Origin of the sequence: Stenotrophomonas sp. CFBP 13725, from assembly GCF_014841935.1 — a bacterium.
GTDB lineage: Bacteria > Pseudomonadota > Gammaproteobacteria > Xanthomonadales > Xanthomonadaceae > Stenotrophomonas.
The window spans coordinates 65,379-79,663 of the sequence record NZ_JACYUV010000015.1 but is presented as its reverse complement, the minus strand read 5'-3'; the positions used below and the strand labels follow the sequence as shown (position 1 = coordinate 79,663).

Here is a 14,285-nt window from a genome sequence, read left to right as displayed (position 1 = left end):
CCATGGTCGGCGGAATGTTCACGCCAACGGCCCGCTGCGCTCGCCGACCATGGGGCGGCGCTACCGCTTCAACATCTGGCTGGTCGTCCGGTGCAACAGCAGGATCGGCAGGTCCCTGGTGGCCAAGGAGCCGTCGGGCATGCCGACATGGGTAGCGCCGAGCCGTGCTCGGCGGAATGTTCCCGCCAACGGCCCGCTGCGCTCGCCGACCATGGGTCGGCGCTACCGCTTTTCCTTTTTCTTCATCACGCGGCTGGCGGCCACGGAACCTGTCAGGGGGCCGGGCGGTGGGGCTGGTCGGGGGCGTTGAGCGCCATGGATGGCGCGAAACGAGGCACGCAGGAGCGGCTTTTGCCGTCCCCCGCCCAGCCCCACCGCCCGGCCCCTAACACGTAATCCGCTTTTCGCAGCAGCCACCCGCGAGGGGGGCTCACCCGTTCGACCAACCCGCCTCAGACCGCGGTAGAAGCACGCAGTGCGGCAATGCGCTCATCCAGCGGCGGATGGCTCAGCATCAGCTTGCGCATGCCCTGGCCGATGCCGCCGGCAATGCCGAAGGCCGCCACCTGCGTGGGCAGTGTGCTCTGGCCATGATTGGCCTTCAGACGCTCCAGCGCCGCGATCATCTTCTGGCGACCGGCCAACTGCGCCCCGCCCGCGTCCGCACGGAACTCGCGGTGACGCGAGAACCACATCGCGATCATCGTGGCGAAGATGCCGAAGACCATTTCCAGCACGAACACGATCACGTAATACCCGATGCCCCGCCCACCGCCTTCGCGGTTGCCCGACATCGCACTGTCGATCACGCCGCCGACCACACGGGCCAGCACGATCACGAAGGTGTTCAACACCCCCTGCAGCAGGGCCATGGTGATCATGTCACCGTTGGCCACGTGGGCGATTTCATGGCCCAGTACCGCTTCGGCCTCGTCCTCGCTCATGTTGTGCAGCAGGCCGGTGGACACGGCGACCAGCGCCTTGTTGCGATTGGCACCGGTGGCGAACGCGTTGATTTCCGGACCGTCGTACACCGCCACCTCCGGCATGCCGATGCCGGCTTCGCGCGCCTGGCGCTCCACAGTCTTCAGCAGCCAGCGCTCGGTTTCGTTGCGCGGCTCGGTGATCACCACTGCGCCGGTGGAGCGCTTGGCCATCCACTTGGACAACAGCAAAGAGATGAAGGAACCACCAAAGCCAAAGATCGCGGCCATCACCAGCAGGCCGCTCATCTGGTTGGGGTTGACCCCCAGCACCGACATCACGATACCGGCCAGCACCAGCACTGCGAGGTTGGTCAGAAGGAACAAGCCAATACGACTGAACATGGGGAAGGTAAGCTCTGATGAGGATGTCGACGCTCAATCTGCGGTGACTTCAGCTTGAATTCAAGCGCCAACCTGACCGACGATTCAGCCTCCATGACGCCCCCTATTCACTGCGGCCGCTTCGCGCCCTCGCCTACCGGCCCCCTGCACACCGGATCGCTGCTGGCGGCGTTCGCTGGCTGGCTGTCCGTTCGCCACGCCGGGGGCCGTTGGCTGGTGCGCATCGAGGATGTGGATCCCCCTCGTACCGTCGTCGGAGCAGCCCAGGCGCAGCTGCGCGTGCTGGATCATTTCGGCCTGGGCAGCGATGGCCCCGTGCTCTGGCAAAGCCAGCGCGCCCTGGCCTATCAGCAGGCCCTGGATGCCTTGCTGACCCGCGGCGAGGCGTTCATCTGTCACTGCAGCCGCTCCGAGCTGGCCGCCAACGGCGGCATCCACCATCGCTGCATCAGCCGCCGACCGCGACCGGACCCCGCCGTGCGCCTGCGCGTGCCGCCTGGCAGCGTGGTGACGTTCAACGACGCCGTGCGTGGACCGCAGCAGCAGGACGTCCATACGCAGGTCGGCGATTTCGTGCTGCGCCGGGCAGATGGCTGCTGGGCGTATCAACTGGCCGTCGTGGTGGACGATGCGGCGCAGGGCATCACCGACGTAGTCCGTGGTGCCGACCTGCTCGAGTCGACGGCAAGGCAGGTGCTCCTGCAGCGCGCGCTGGGACTGCACACCCCGCGCTATGCGCACCTGCCGCTGCTGCTGGGTACAGACGGCCGCAAGCTGTCCAAATCAGATGCCGCACTGCCGGTGGACGCAGGCGACCCTGTCCCCGTACTGAGGCAGTTTTGGCATTTGCTCGGCCAGGCACCCGAGGCCCTTTTCGATGCAACGGATCGGGATGATCTGCTGCGGCGCGCAGCATCGGCGTTCGATGCCGGGCGGATTCCCGATCACGATATTCTGCTGACCTGAAGGCGCACGCGGTGCGCTGATCATGCAGAATCCCCTTTCCCCTCCTGAATCGGAAGCGCAGCATGACTCCACGCGTCGCACTGGTCACCGGTGGTACCGGCGGCATCGGCACGGCCATCTGCCAACGCCTGGCCGACCAGGGCCACCGGGTCGCCACCAATTACCGTGACCATGAAAAAGCCTTGGCCTGGCAATCCGCCATGGCAGCGCGCGGCTTGTCGATCGGCATCTTTCCCGGTGATGTTTCCACCCCGGACAGCGCAGAGGCCATGGTGCGGGCGGTCGAGGCCGAACTGGGCCCGGTGGAGATCCTGGTCAACAACGCAGGCATCACCCGCGACACCACCTTCCACCGCATGCGCGCCGAGCAGTGGCACGAGGTCATCAACACCAACCTCAACTCGGTGTTCAATGTCACCCGCCCGGTCATCGAGGGCATGCGCCGCCGCGGCTGGGGCCGGGTCATCCAGATCAGCTCGATCAACGGACTGAAGGGCCAGTACGGCCAGGCCAACTATGCAGCCGCCAAGGCCGGGATGCACGGCTTCACCATCTCGCTTGCGCGCGAGAATGCTGGGTTCGGCATCACTGTCAACACGATTTCGCCCGGTTACGTGGCCACCGACATGGTGATGGCCGTACCCGAGGAAGTGCGGGCAAAGATCATTGCCGACATCCCCACGGGGCGGCTGGGCAAGCCCGGGGAGATCGCGTACGGCGTGTCCTTCCTGGTAGCCGAAGAGGCGGCATGGATCACCGGCAGCAACCTGGACATCAACGGCGGCCATCACATGGGCTGGTGACACGGGGATGCCCGCCGCGCAGCGGCAGGTGGCCCGCCATGGGGCCCGCCATGGGGCCGGCCGCCGTGGCAACGGGCATGAAATGTTGCGCAACATGAAAACCCTTGTTGCGCAACATTGTTAGACGCATCCGGCACGTTTGAGGGGCATTCGGCCGTTGCAACAGCTGCTGCGCTGCGCCATGCTGCGCATCTATTGTGACGAGTGCTTGCTTCATGGCTGCTACACGCATCATCAAGAAGTATCCCAATCGCCGTCTCTACGACACCGAGATTTCCAGCTACATCACCATAGAGGATGTGCGCCAGCTGATCCTGGATGGCGAGGACTTTGAAGTCCGCGATGCCAAGACCGGCAACGACCTGACCCGTTCGGTCCTGCTGCAGATCATCGCCGACCAGGAGCAGGACGGTGAGCCGATGCTCTCCACCCAGCTGCTCAGCCAGCTGATCCGTTTCTACGGCGATTCCCTGCAGGGCTTCATGGGCAATTACCTGGAGCGCAGCATGCAGGTGTTCCTCGACCAGCAGCAGCAGTTCCGCCAGCAGATGGGCAACCTGCTGGGCCAGACGCCCTGGGCCATGATGAACCAGCTGACCGAGCGCAACCTGGAACTCTGGCAGGAGTTCCAGCGCAGCATGGGCACCGGCTTTGGTGGCCCGCGTCCGGGCGGCACCGCACCGAATCCCGGCCCCGGCCTGGGCCCGCGTCCGGGCCAGTCCTCCGGCCCCACCGCGCACAAGCCCGGTGAAGCGCCTGGCCCGACGGGCAGCAAGCCGCGCGGTCGCTGACAACTCCGCTGCGCAGATACGAACGGCGCGCCCTGGCAGGCGCGCCGTTTTTCGTGGGGCCATCACGCAGCAGGCGACGTCGACTGACGTCGGCGCTGCGGGTTACACGCCAGCAGCTCAGCGCTTGGCGCGCACCCGCTCCACCTTGTAGCCCTTGGCACGCAGCTTCTCGACCACGCCATCACTGCCCAACAGATGCAGGGTGCCCACCACCACCAGGGTACCGCCCTGCCCCGCCTGCAGGTATGGCTGCAGCTTGGGCAGCCAAGCGTCGTTGCGATCGGTGTTGATGCGTTGGTAGAGCTGCGGGTACTGGCGCTTCATGTCCACCGCCATGCGGTTCCACATCAGGGCATCGTCACCGCGCCGCCACGCGTCGTGCAGCGCGCGGATCTCCGCATTGCCCTTGTCCGACAGTTCAAGCGCTTCTTCCACCATCTGCCGCTGCTCGGTGATGCTCATGCCGGCGAGCACCGCGATCTGCGTGTCGATGCTCTCCAGGCCGGAAATCGGCTTTCCGGCCTTTGCCGCGCGCTCCATGAAGTGCTTGTCCAGCCCAAGCGCAGGATCCAGGCCCATCGCCTGCATCTGCCCGATGCTGATGCTCACGCCCACGAACCAGGGCTTCATGCCCTGCATCTGCGCAAGCGGCAGCGGGTGCTTGGTCGCATAGTCCTGCAGCTTCGCCCAGGTCGCATCGCCCAGGTCACTGCGCAGCTCCGTGCCGTCGGTACGCACGGCGGCCTGCACCATCTTCTTCGCCAGATCGGGCGACTCGATATCCGCCGCCGACAGCTCGAAGACCACGCGGTTCGCGGCGTCGAACGCGTTGTCCGCCTCCGCCGCCAGCGGGTAGTCGTCAGCGCGCAACAGGTGAAACGAACCCAGCAGGTAGAGCCGCGCATCGCCTGCGCCGGTCACCTTCCACAGCAACGGCACGGGCGGGGCTGGCCGGGTGGTGCCGGCAGGCTTTGCTGCTGTTGCCGGGGCCGCTACCGCGCCTATGCTGCAGCAGGCAGCCAACATCAGCAGCGATGCACTCATCCAGCGGGAAACAGGTCGCTTCACTCAGCACTCTCCTTGGGCAGGTGGTAAGCGCGCTCGCCCGCCTCGACACGCAGGTCCAGCCGGTTCTCCGGTGGCGCCAGCGGACAGGTCGCGAAAGGGGTGAACGCACAGGGGGGATTGTAGGCGTGGTTGAAATCCACCAGGACATGGCCGTCCGCCCCCGGCGCGTCGGTATCCAGGTAGCGTCCGGCGGGATAGCTGCCGTGGCCACTGGTCCGGTCGGCGAAGATCAGGAACAACGGCGCGCCGGGTTCGGCTATCGCCTCCAGCCGATAGGCCTGCCCGTCGCGCTCGAAGGTCACCGTGCCGGCGTTGGGCATGGCGGTGGTCAGGCCGGTGATGTCCACGATCGGCAGGGTGCGGCCGGGGGGGTGCGGCAGGAACCGGGCACGCACCTGCCAGTCAGCACCTCCCCGCCAGTACTCCAATCCCGTGAAGCCCGTGCGCGATGCCGCCTCGGCGTGCTTGATGCGCAGCGCGAAGCGTTCACCGCGATGGATGAGGCTGAGCTGGCCTTTACCTTGGTCGAAGGCGATGCGCGTGGGCTGCGCGTCGTGGTCACTGTTGAAGGCGATGCGCCCCGACAGGGGCTTGCCGTCCACGCTCAGCGCCACCCCGCGCTCGGGTGTGAATGACCAGCGATCGCCCTGCCGGCTGACCATTCCCAGCTTGTCTGGACCGACGGCGAGGCGAATGCCGCTGCCGGGCCCGCGACCGATGTAGTGCGCTTTATGTTCCAGCCAATGCAGTCCGACCAGGGCGGTCCAGCCGTCAGCGGCGGTGAGCTCGGTGTAACGCTGCATGCGCCATTGCTGTTGCTGTGCGGCGAACGCGGGATCGTCCGGCACTGCGGCAGCCGGCTCCGGTCCCTTGCCGCCGCACCCCGCCAGAAGCATCGCCATCGCGATGACCGCCATGGACGCCACTCCCCGCGGCCTCCCCTTCTGCTGCATCCCCATTGCCGCCCCCTTCAACGACCGCGCAGGAACCAGCGGTCGATTTCTGCCAGTGAAAAACGCGCCCAGGTCGGGCGTCCATGGTTGCACTGCCCCGAGCGCTCGGTGATCTCCATGTCGCGCAGCAGGGCGTTCATTTCGGGCACCGTCAACCGGCGATTGGCACGTACCGCACCGTGACAGGCCATCGTGGACAGCAGCTCATCGCGGGCCGTGGCGATGCGGCGCGACTGCCCGTGCTCACGCAGGTCGCCCAGCACATCGCGCAGCAGTCCTTCCGGCTCGGCGTTGGCCAGCAGCGCGGGAATGCTGCGCACATGCAGCGCGCCGGGACCGGCGCGGGTGATGTCGAAGCCCAGCGCGACCAGCGTATCGACTTCGCGTTCGGCGGTGTCCGCTTCGCGCTCCCCCACAGCCAAGGTGATCGGCACCAGCAGCGGCTGCGCGTGCAGGCCGATCCCATCGTGCGCGGTCTTCAACCGCTCGTAGCCGATGCGCTCGTGGGCGGCATGCATGTCCACCACGATCAGGCCTTCGGCGTTCTCCGCCAGGATGTAGATACCGTGCAACTGTGCGATCGCGTACCCCAGCGGCGGCACGCCCGCGTCGGCGCTGGTCACCGGCAGACCGTATTCGCCGGAACGGGTCTGCAGCATCGTGTCGCCCTGCTGGCCCATACCCGGCTCCGCAGGCCCGCCATACAAGGCAGCGTAGGCGGCCGGCGCATCAGCGACCTGCAGGCCGAGCGGTGATTGCTGCGATCCCCAGGAGCCGCCGCCAGCGCCCGATCCACTCCGCGCCAGGCCCCACCCTGCGCCTTGCTGCAGCGGCGCGCCTGTTGCGATGGCCGCACCGCCGCCAGCACCGATCTCCTGCACCGACATGCCAGCGCGGGTGTCGGCCAACGCGTCCTTCAACGTGCGGTAGACGAAGTCGTGGATCAGGCGCGCATCACGGAAACGCACCTCATGCTTGGCGGGATGCACATTGACGTCCACCCGGGTGGGGTCCAGCTCCAGGAACAGCACGTACGCCGGCTGCCGGCCGTGGAAAAGCACATCGCCATAGGCCATCTTCACCGCATGGGCGACGCTGCGGTCGCGCACCGAGCGGCCGTTGACATAGAGGTACTGCTGATCCGTGCTGGCGCGCGAGTAATGCGGCTGGGCGATCCAACCGTGCAGGCGCAGGCCGGCGCCACTGTGATCGACACGCACCGCCTGATTGGCGAAGTCCTCGCCCAGTGTTTCGCCGATGCGCGCATCGGAATACAGATCACCCGGTTTGTACCGGCGCGAGGCCTTGCCGTTGTGCGACACGCGCAGTTCCACGTCCGGGCGGGCGAGCGCCAGCGAACGCAGCCATTCTTCGATGTGGCCCAGCTCGGTGCGCTCGGCGCGCAGGAACTTGCGCCGCGCCGGCACGTTGTAGAACAGCTCGCGCACCTCGACCGTGGTGCCCGGTGCGTGCGAGCGCGGCATTACTTCGCCCAGCTTGCCGCCTTCGATCTGCAGCGCGGCACCGTGCTCGTCATCGGCGCGACGCGAGGACAGGGTGAAGCGACTGACCGAGGCGATCGACGGCAGGGCTTCCCCCCGGAAACCAAGCGTGGCCACGGCTTCCAGGTCGTCGAGGCTGAATATCTTGCTGGTGGCGTGGCGCGACACGGCCAACGCCAACTGATCGGCCGCGATACCGCTGCCGTTATCGCGGATGCGGATCAGCCGCACACCGCCTTCTTCGAGGTCGATGTCCACCCGGGTCGCACCGGCATCGATCGCGTTTTCGACCAGTTCCTTGACCACCGATGCCGGCCGCTCGACGACTTCGCCGGCGGCGATCTGGTTGATCAGGATGTCCGGCAAGGGCCGGATGGTGGCGCTCACGCAGGCCCCCGGCGGCATGATGCGGGCGGGAACGAAAAAGAGGGGAAACGGAGATCTGACTTCATCTGGTGATGATAGCGGATGCCTGACGCAGGCCGCGCTGCGCGCTCGCCGAGCGTGGCTCGGCGCTACCGGGGGTGCGGATGCTTGACGCAGGCCGCGCTGCGCGCTCGCCGAGCGTGGCTCGGCGCTACCGGGGGTGCGGATGCCTGACGCGGGCCGCGCTGCGCGCTCGCCGAGCGTGGCTCGGCGCTACCGGCGTTGTCGGGCGTTACTTGCTGCCGCCGGCGACGGTGCTGGCTGCTTCCATTTCCGCCTGTGCGCGTGCGGCGTACAGCGTGCCCGGGGGCGGCTGGCGGGTAAAGAACACATTGACACCGTCCAGCACCGCTGCGGCGATCTTGCGCTGGTAGGCCGGGTCCATCAGCCGACGCTCTTCGTCCGGGTTGGAGATGAACGCGGTTTCCACCAGCATCGCTGGCATGTCCGAGGTGCGCAGCACCGCGAAGTTCGCGCGCTCGATGTTCGGCTTGTGGTTGTTGCCGATGCGCTTCAGACCACCCAGTACGTGGCTGGCCGCATCTTCGGATGCCTTCATGTAGCCGCTCTGTGCCAGGTCGAGCAGCACGTTCGCGAGCGTGCCTTCGGTACGCTGCAGGCTGACGCCACCGATCAGATCCGCCGCGTTCTCCTTGTCGGCCAGCCAACGGGCGCGTTGCGAGGACGCGCCCTTGGTCGACAGTACGTACACCGACGAACCGCGTGCTGCGCGGTTTTCCGCGGCATCGGCATGGATCGAAATGAAGATGTCCGCTTTCGCAGCGCGTGCTTTCTGCGCGCGCATCGGCAGCGGGATGAAGACGTCGCTGTCGCGGGTCATGTAGGCCTTCAGCCCCGGCATGGCGTTGACCTGGCGCGCCAGTTCACGGCCCACCGCCAGGGTAATGTCCTTCTCACGCTTGCCACTGGGTCCGACGGCACCCGGATCCTGGCCACCGTGGCCCGGATCGATCGCCACTACCAGCGGGCGCATGCCCGCCTGCATGCGCACACGCGATGCCTCGCTCGGCATCGCCGGGCGCGGCGGTGGTGCGGCTTCCGGGGTGGGTGCAGGCGGTGCAGTGGCCACGGCGGCCGCGGCCGCGCCGGTGCGGGTCGGCATCGTACCGGCGATGGTGGTATTGGGCGGTCGCTGGCCGGTGGGCTGGCCGGCGAGAATGGCAGCCGGCGATGCGGCGGCGGTGCCGCTGCTGGCGGTGGTGCCAGCCGCGACCACGTTGGCGGTCGCGGCAGTGGGTACCGGCGCCGGTGCGGCGGAGACGGCCGCCGTGGCGCTCGCCTGCTGCTGTACCTGCGCGGTCAACAGGGCCGTGGCCCGGGCGGCATCGCTGCGCGACTGTGCCGGGGTGACGGTGCCTGCAACGGGAACCGTGGCCGCAGGGGCCGGTGCCGGTGCCGGTGCCGGGGTCGGCGCAGCCGACGCCACAGGCGCAGACGTGCTGCCCGGCGCGTCGCCTGGCCATTCGATGACCAGCTTCGACTCGTTGCCCTGCTGGACCATCTGCGGCTTGAACGGTGCCACGTTGTCGGCCAGATCAAACACCACACGGAACGTGCCCGGCACGGGCTGGCCCGTACGCACGGCAGTGACCACGCCCTGCGCGGCAGGCAGCTTCAACCCCCGCACCGCGCTGGAATCCGGAAAGTCGACCACGAGCCGGTTCGGCGCGGACAGGGCGATGGTCTTGTAGCCGCCCTTGCCCGCCAGCGCGATCTCGGCGCGCGTGCCGGTAGAGCCGGTGTCCAGCCGAACCTGATGAATCTCGCCCGCCCACGCGGCTGCGTTCGCCAAAGCGAAACCGATGGCGGCACAGACGGCAAGAGAGAGGGGTCCAGATCGCATGCTCAGGATTCAATCACTGCGCTGAACGAAATGCAAACCTTTTCCCTTAATAATCCGTAACTTTCATCGGTTTGTTCTGGTTAATCGACAGAAAGGACACGCAACTGATCCTGCTCGCGCAAACGCGTCACCCAGCCTTCACCTGAATCGCTCAGCGGAATGAGACGGGCATGCCGCCCGGCCCCTTCAATGCGCAGCTCGACGCGCAGATCGGTGAGTGGCAGCGAGCCTGCACCGCGTTCGGGCCATTCCACCAGCCACAGCGATGCGACGTCGTCGTCCAGGCCCAGGAAATCCAGTTCGCCGGCGCCACCGATCCGGTACAGATCCATGTGCCACGCCTCGCGGCCGTCGGCCAATGGGTAGCGCTCCACCAGCGTATAGGTCGGGCTGCGAATGGCGCCGGTGACGCCCAGCGCGCGCAGCAGGGCGCGGGCCGTGGTGGACTTGCCCGCTCCCAGGTCGCCCTGTAGTTCCAACAGCGCGTGGGCTGGGCGCGTGGTGGCCAGCGCCGCACCGAGCAGGTCGGTGTGGTCAGGGTCGGGAAGATACAGTTCAAACATCACGCGGTTCCGGGTTGCAGAGCCGGCGCAGGGGCGCCAGCAGATCAGTGGGAAGCAGGCCCCGCGCGCCGTCGCGTGCCGCGACATCGCCGGCCAGGCCATGCAGGAGGGCGCCGCCCGCCGCCGCAGGGAAGGGCTCCAGGCCTTGCGCACGAAGGGCAGCGATGATGCCGGTGAGCAGGTCTCCCATGCCGCCCACGGCCATGCCGGGGTTGCCGGCGGCAATCACCGCAGGGCACCGACCGGGCGCGGCGACCAGGCTGCCTGCTCCCTTCAGCACCACAACGGCGTGGAAGCGGTCGGCCAACGCAGCGGCGGCGGCGAAGCGATCGGCCTGTACCACCGCCGTCGTCGAGTGCAGCAGGCGTGCCGCCTCACCGGGGTGCGGGGTCAGAACGGCCTGCGGCAGGGGCTGCGGATCCTGCGCGAGCAGGTTCAGTGCATCGGCATCCACGATCAGCGCCTTGCCGCTGTCACGCACGCCACGCCACAGGGCGCGCGCCCAGTCGTCCTGGCCAAGGCCGGGGCCGATCGCGACGACGCTCGCGCGTTGCAACACGTCCTGCAGTGCCGCGTCGCTGTCCACGGCGTGACACATCGCTTCGGGCAGGCGGGCCAGGGCCGCCGCCACGTGCTCGGCCCGCGTGGCGAGGCTGGCCAGGCCCGCACCCGCTCGCAGCGCTGCATGCGCGGTCAGCAGGAGCGCGCCACCGCTGCCGTGATTCCCGCCCACGCACAGCACGTGACCCGAACTGCCTTTGTGGGCGTTGAGGCGGCGTGGGGGCAGCAACGCAGCCGCCCGGTCCTGGTGCCAGAGCGCCGCAGCCGCCGGCACGCTGGCACGCACGCTGTCGGGCACCGACAACGGCGCCAGCCTGCGTTCGCCGGCGTGCTCGAGTCCGTCCCCTGTATAAAGCCCACGGTGGGCCACGATGAACTGCAGCGTCAGCGTCGCGCGCACCGCTGCACCGGGCGCGCTGCCGCGGTCGGCGTCCACGCCACTGGGCACGTCCAGCGCGAATACCGGGGCCGGATGCGCGTTCATCGCCTCGATCAGCGCGGCGGCATCGGCGCGGGGCGCGTCCTGCAGGCCGATGCCGAACAACGCATCCACCAGCACGTCAGACACGGGTAACGAGCCGGAAAACGCGTTGATCACACCGCCTGCTTCGAAGAACGCGGACGCCGCCCACGCAGCCAGGGCGGTCGCTGGCGGCTTTCCGCTCAGCCCCATCACCGTTACGTGGTGCCCGGCCTGCAGCGCATGCAGGGCCAGCACCAGGCCATCGCCGCCGTTGTTGCCTGCGCCGACCACCACGCAGACGTGCCGCGCTTCCGGCCACTGCTGCATGAGGCATTGCCAGGCGGCGTGTCCAGCCGCCGCCATCAGCGTCTGGCCATCGTCGCCCGCCATGGCGGAAGCGCGCGCGTCCAATGAACGGGCCGCAGCGGAATCGAACAGATCGGAAAGCTCATGCATGCAGGGATTCTATACTTGCCCCCATGTCCCCCGCCCCTGCCCCCGTCGATCCCCACCTGGCCGTACAGCGCATCCGCGCCCTCGCCCGCGCGCATGGCTTCCAGCGCTGTGGCATCGCGGGCGTCGATCTGGCCGAAGACGAAGCGCATCTGGCGGACTGGCTGGGCCAGGGCCTGTACGGCACGATGGACTGGATGGCCCGCCACGGCACCCTGCGCGCGCGCCCTGCCGAGTTGCTGCCGGGCACCGTCCGGGTGATCTCGCTGGGCATGGATTACAGCCACAAAGATGACACCGAAGCCTGGGCGACCCTGGCCGACCCGGGCCGCGCCTATGTGGCGCGCTATGCACTGGGGCGTGATTACCACAAGCTGATGCGCAACCGGCTGCAGAAGCTGGCAACCCAGATCAGCGATGAGGTCGCCCCGCTGGGATTCCGCGTCTTCGTGGATTCGGCGCCCGTGCTGGAGCGCGCCCTGGGCCGCAATGCGGGGCTGGGCTGGATCGGCAAGCACACCTGCCTGATCGACCGTAACGGCGGCTCGTGGTTCTTCCTGGGCGAGATCTACATCGACCTGCCGCTGCCCATCGATACGCCTGCGAGTGCGCACTGCGGCACCTGCACCCGTTGCATCGAGGTCTGCCCTACCCAGGCGATCATCGCGCCGCAGCGGCTGGACGCGCGCCGCTGCATTTCCTACCTGACCATCGAGCATGACGGTGCGATACCAGAGGACATGCGTCCGCTGATCGGCAATCGCATTTACGGCTGTGACGATTGCCAACTGGTCTGCCCCTGGAACAAGTTCGCCAAACGTACCGACGAAGCCGATTTCCGTGCCCGCAACAATCTCGACCGAGCGCGGTTGGACGACCTGTTTGCCTGGGACGAAGCGGAGTTCCTGCAGCGTACCGAAGGCAGCCCGATCCGTCGCAGCGGCCACCAGCGCTGGCTGCGCAACATCGCCGTCGCGCTGGGCAATGCGCCCACCTCCGCGCCGGTGGTGGACAGCCTGCGCACACGCGCAGCCGACCCATCCGAGATGGTGCGCGAACACGTGCACTGGGCGCTGGCCCAGCACGGCGCGGGATGATCCACACGGGGTGACGTGCGACCATGAGCGCCTGATCCGCGCTGGTCCGTGATTCCCATGCAACAACGCAGCATCGATGTGCTTACTCCCAGCCAGCTCAATACGCTGGCGCGCGACCTGCTGGAAGGCAGCTTCCCGGCCATCTGGGTGGAGGCCGAACTGGGCAGCGTGGCGCGGCCGTCATCAGGCCATATGTACTTCACGCTGAAGGATGCGCGGGCGCAGCTGCGCGCGGCGATGTTCCGCATGAAAGCCAGCGCGCTGCGCTTCGTGCCGCGCGAGGGCATGCGCGTGCTGGTGCGTGGCCGGGTGACGTTGTACGACGCGCGCGGCGAGTACCAGATGGTGCTCGATCACATGGAGGAAGCTGGCGAAGGGGCCCTGCGCCGTGCGTTCGAGGAACTGCAGGCGCGGCTGCAAGCCGAAGGGCTGTTCGCCAGCGAACGCAAGCGCGCGTTGCCCGCACACGTCGGCCGGCTGGCGGTGATCACCTCGCCCACCGGAGCGGCGGTGCGTGACGTGGTCAGCGTGCTCGCCCGCCGCTTCCCGCTGCTGCAGGTGGATGTACTGCCCAGCCTGGTGCAGGGCGCGACGGCAGCAGCGCAGATCACCCGCCTTCTGCAGGCAGCCGATGCCAGTGGTCGCTACGACGTGATCCTGTTGACCCGCGGTGGCGGATCGCTGGAAGACCTGTGGGCGTTCAATGACGAGGCGCTGGCCCGTGCGGTGGCCGCCAGCACCACGCCGGTCGTGTCGGCGGTCGGCCACGAAACCGACTTCAGCCTGACCGACTTCGCCGCCGATCTGCGCGCGCCCACGCCGTCGGTGGCGGCCGAGCTGCTGGTTCCTGACCAGCAGGACCTGGCGCGACGCCTGCGCCGTGATGCCGCGCGCCTGCAGCAGCTGCACCGGCAGACGATGACGCAGGCCATGCAGCGCGCGGACCGGCTGATGCTGCGGTTGAATGCATGCAGTCCACAGGCCCGCCTGCAGTTGCTGCAACGTCGCCATGCCGACCTGGGGCGGCGCCTGCAGGCGGTAGCAGCGCAGCAGCGGCACCAGCGCACGGCGCGTCTGCGCCACGCATCCGCGGTGCTGCGCGGTCATCACCCGCAGCGCCAGCTTGATGCCCTGCGCCAGAGACTGCTCGCACTGCGCGGGCGTCCGGATGCGGCAATGCAGCGCCAACTGCAGCGCGACGCGCTGCGCCTGCGGGGACTTGCGCGTTCAATGGAGGCGGTCAGCCCGCTGGCGACTGTTGCGCGTGGCTACAGCATTCTGACCCGCCATGACGATGGCACGCTGGTACGCAGCGTGGAGCAGGTGCAGGCCGGCGACGCGCTGCAGGCGCGCGTGGGCGACGGCGTGCTGGATGTGCAGGTGACCGCCGTAAAGCGGTGAGTCCGGGTCGAAGGCCGGGATCGACGCCAAGGATCGACGGCCAGCG

Annotated in this window: 12 protein-coding genes and 1 pseudogene; 6 read left to right on the top strand and 7 right to left on the bottom strand. The window is 68.0% G+C overall.

The window, feature by feature from the left end:
* Window positions 1-310: hypothetical protein (locus tag IFT65_RS18550; protein ID WP_206756819.1), on the top strand; the 310-nt coding region annotated here is incomplete at its 5' end.
* A 142-nt stretch (window positions 311-452) separates the two neighbouring features.
* Here the strand turns inward: IFT65_RS18550 and htpX are convergent.
* Window positions 453-1,328, bottom strand: a complete 876-nt coding sequence (gene htpX, locus IFT65_RS17380) for a protease HtpX (RefSeq protein ID WP_192082649.1) — start codon at window positions 1,326-1,328, stop codon at window positions 453-455.
* Between the two features lie 93 nt (window positions 1,329-1,421).
* Between htpX and gluQRS the strand changes: the two are divergent.
* The 3 genes and pseudogenes from gluQRS to phaR all read left to right on the top strand — a co-directional run.
* A pseudogene (gene gluQRS, locus IFT65_RS17375) lies at window positions 1,422-2,337 on the top strand (tRNA glutamyl-Q(34) synthetase GluQRS); the annotation flags it as partial.
* Window positions 2,338-2,356: 19 nt separating this feature from the next.
* A complete protein-coding gene (phbB, locus tag IFT65_RS17370; RefSeq protein ID WP_188326804.1) occupies window positions 2,357-3,097 on the top strand; it encodes an acetoacetyl-CoA reductase in 741 nt (246 codons plus the stop codon).
* 215 nt (window positions 3,098-3,312) lie between these two features.
* The gene (gene phaR, locus IFT65_RS17365) at window positions 3,313-3,888 is read left to right on the top strand and encodes a polyhydroxyalkanoate synthesis repressor PhaR (RefSeq protein WP_249405208.1); all 576 of its coding nucleotides are present in this window, start codon (window positions 3,313-3,315) and stop codon (window positions 3,886-3,888) included.
* A 117-nt stretch (window positions 3,889-4,005) separates the two neighbouring features.
* Here the strand turns inward: phaR and IFT65_RS17360 are convergent, their stop codons facing one another.
* The 6 genes from IFT65_RS17360 to IFT65_RS17335 form a co-directional block, all read right to left on the bottom strand.
* Entirely contained in the window at window positions 4,006-4,932 is a 927-nt protein-coding gene (locus IFT65_RS17360; protein WP_192082655.1) for a TraB/GumN family protein, read from the bottom strand.
* 20 nt (window positions 4,933-4,952) lie between these two features.
* Window positions 4,953-5,873 carry a DUF1684 domain-containing protein gene (locus tag IFT65_RS17355; RefSeq protein WP_192082645.1) on the bottom strand — a complete coding sequence of 307 codons (921 nt, stop codon included), beginning with the start codon at window positions 5,871-5,873 and terminating at the stop codon, window positions 4,953-4,955.
* A 53-nt stretch (window positions 5,874-5,926) separates the two neighbouring features.
* A complete protein-coding gene (gene mutL, locus IFT65_RS17350; RefSeq protein ID WP_192082644.1) occupies window positions 5,927-7,816 on the bottom strand; it encodes a DNA mismatch repair endonuclease MutL in 1,890 nt (629 codons plus the stop codon).
* A 253-nt stretch (window positions 7,817-8,069) separates the two neighbouring features.
* A complete protein-coding gene (locus tag IFT65_RS17345; RefSeq protein ID WP_192082642.1) occupies window positions 8,070-9,701 on the bottom strand; it encodes an N-acetylmuramoyl-L-alanine amidase in 1,632 nt (543 codons plus the stop codon).
* 80 nt (window positions 9,702-9,781) lie between these two features.
* Window positions 9,782-10,264, bottom strand: a complete 483-nt coding sequence (tsaE, locus tag IFT65_RS17340; protein WP_192082640.1) for a tRNA (adenosine(37)-N6)-threonylcarbamoyltransferase complex ATPase subunit type 1 TsaE — start codon at window positions 10,262-10,264, stop codon at window positions 9,782-9,784.
* Complete coding sequence (locus IFT65_RS17335; protein WP_192082637.1) at window positions 10,257-11,744, bottom strand: NAD(P)H-hydrate dehydratase; 1,488 nt, start codon at window positions 11,742-11,744, stop codon at window positions 10,257-10,259. Before IFT65_RS17335 ends, tsaE begins: the two co-directional genes overlap by 8 nt.
* A gap of 23 nt (window positions 11,745-11,767) precedes the next feature.
* Here IFT65_RS17335 and queG point away from each other — a divergent pair, with 23 nt between their 5' ends.
* Window positions 11,768-12,838, top strand: coding sequence for a tRNA epoxyqueuosine(34) reductase QueG (queG, locus tag IFT65_RS17330; protein ID WP_192082635.1), 1,071 nt, complete (start codon window positions 11,768-11,770; stop codon window positions 12,836-12,838).
* A 57-nt stretch (window positions 12,839-12,895) separates the two neighbouring features.
* Window positions 12,896-14,239, top strand: coding sequence for an exodeoxyribonuclease VII large subunit (gene xseA, locus IFT65_RS17325; RefSeq protein ID WP_192082632.1), 1,344 nt, complete (start codon window positions 12,896-12,898; stop codon window positions 14,237-14,239).
* The last annotated feature ends 46 nt before the right edge of the window (window positions 14,240-14,285 follow it).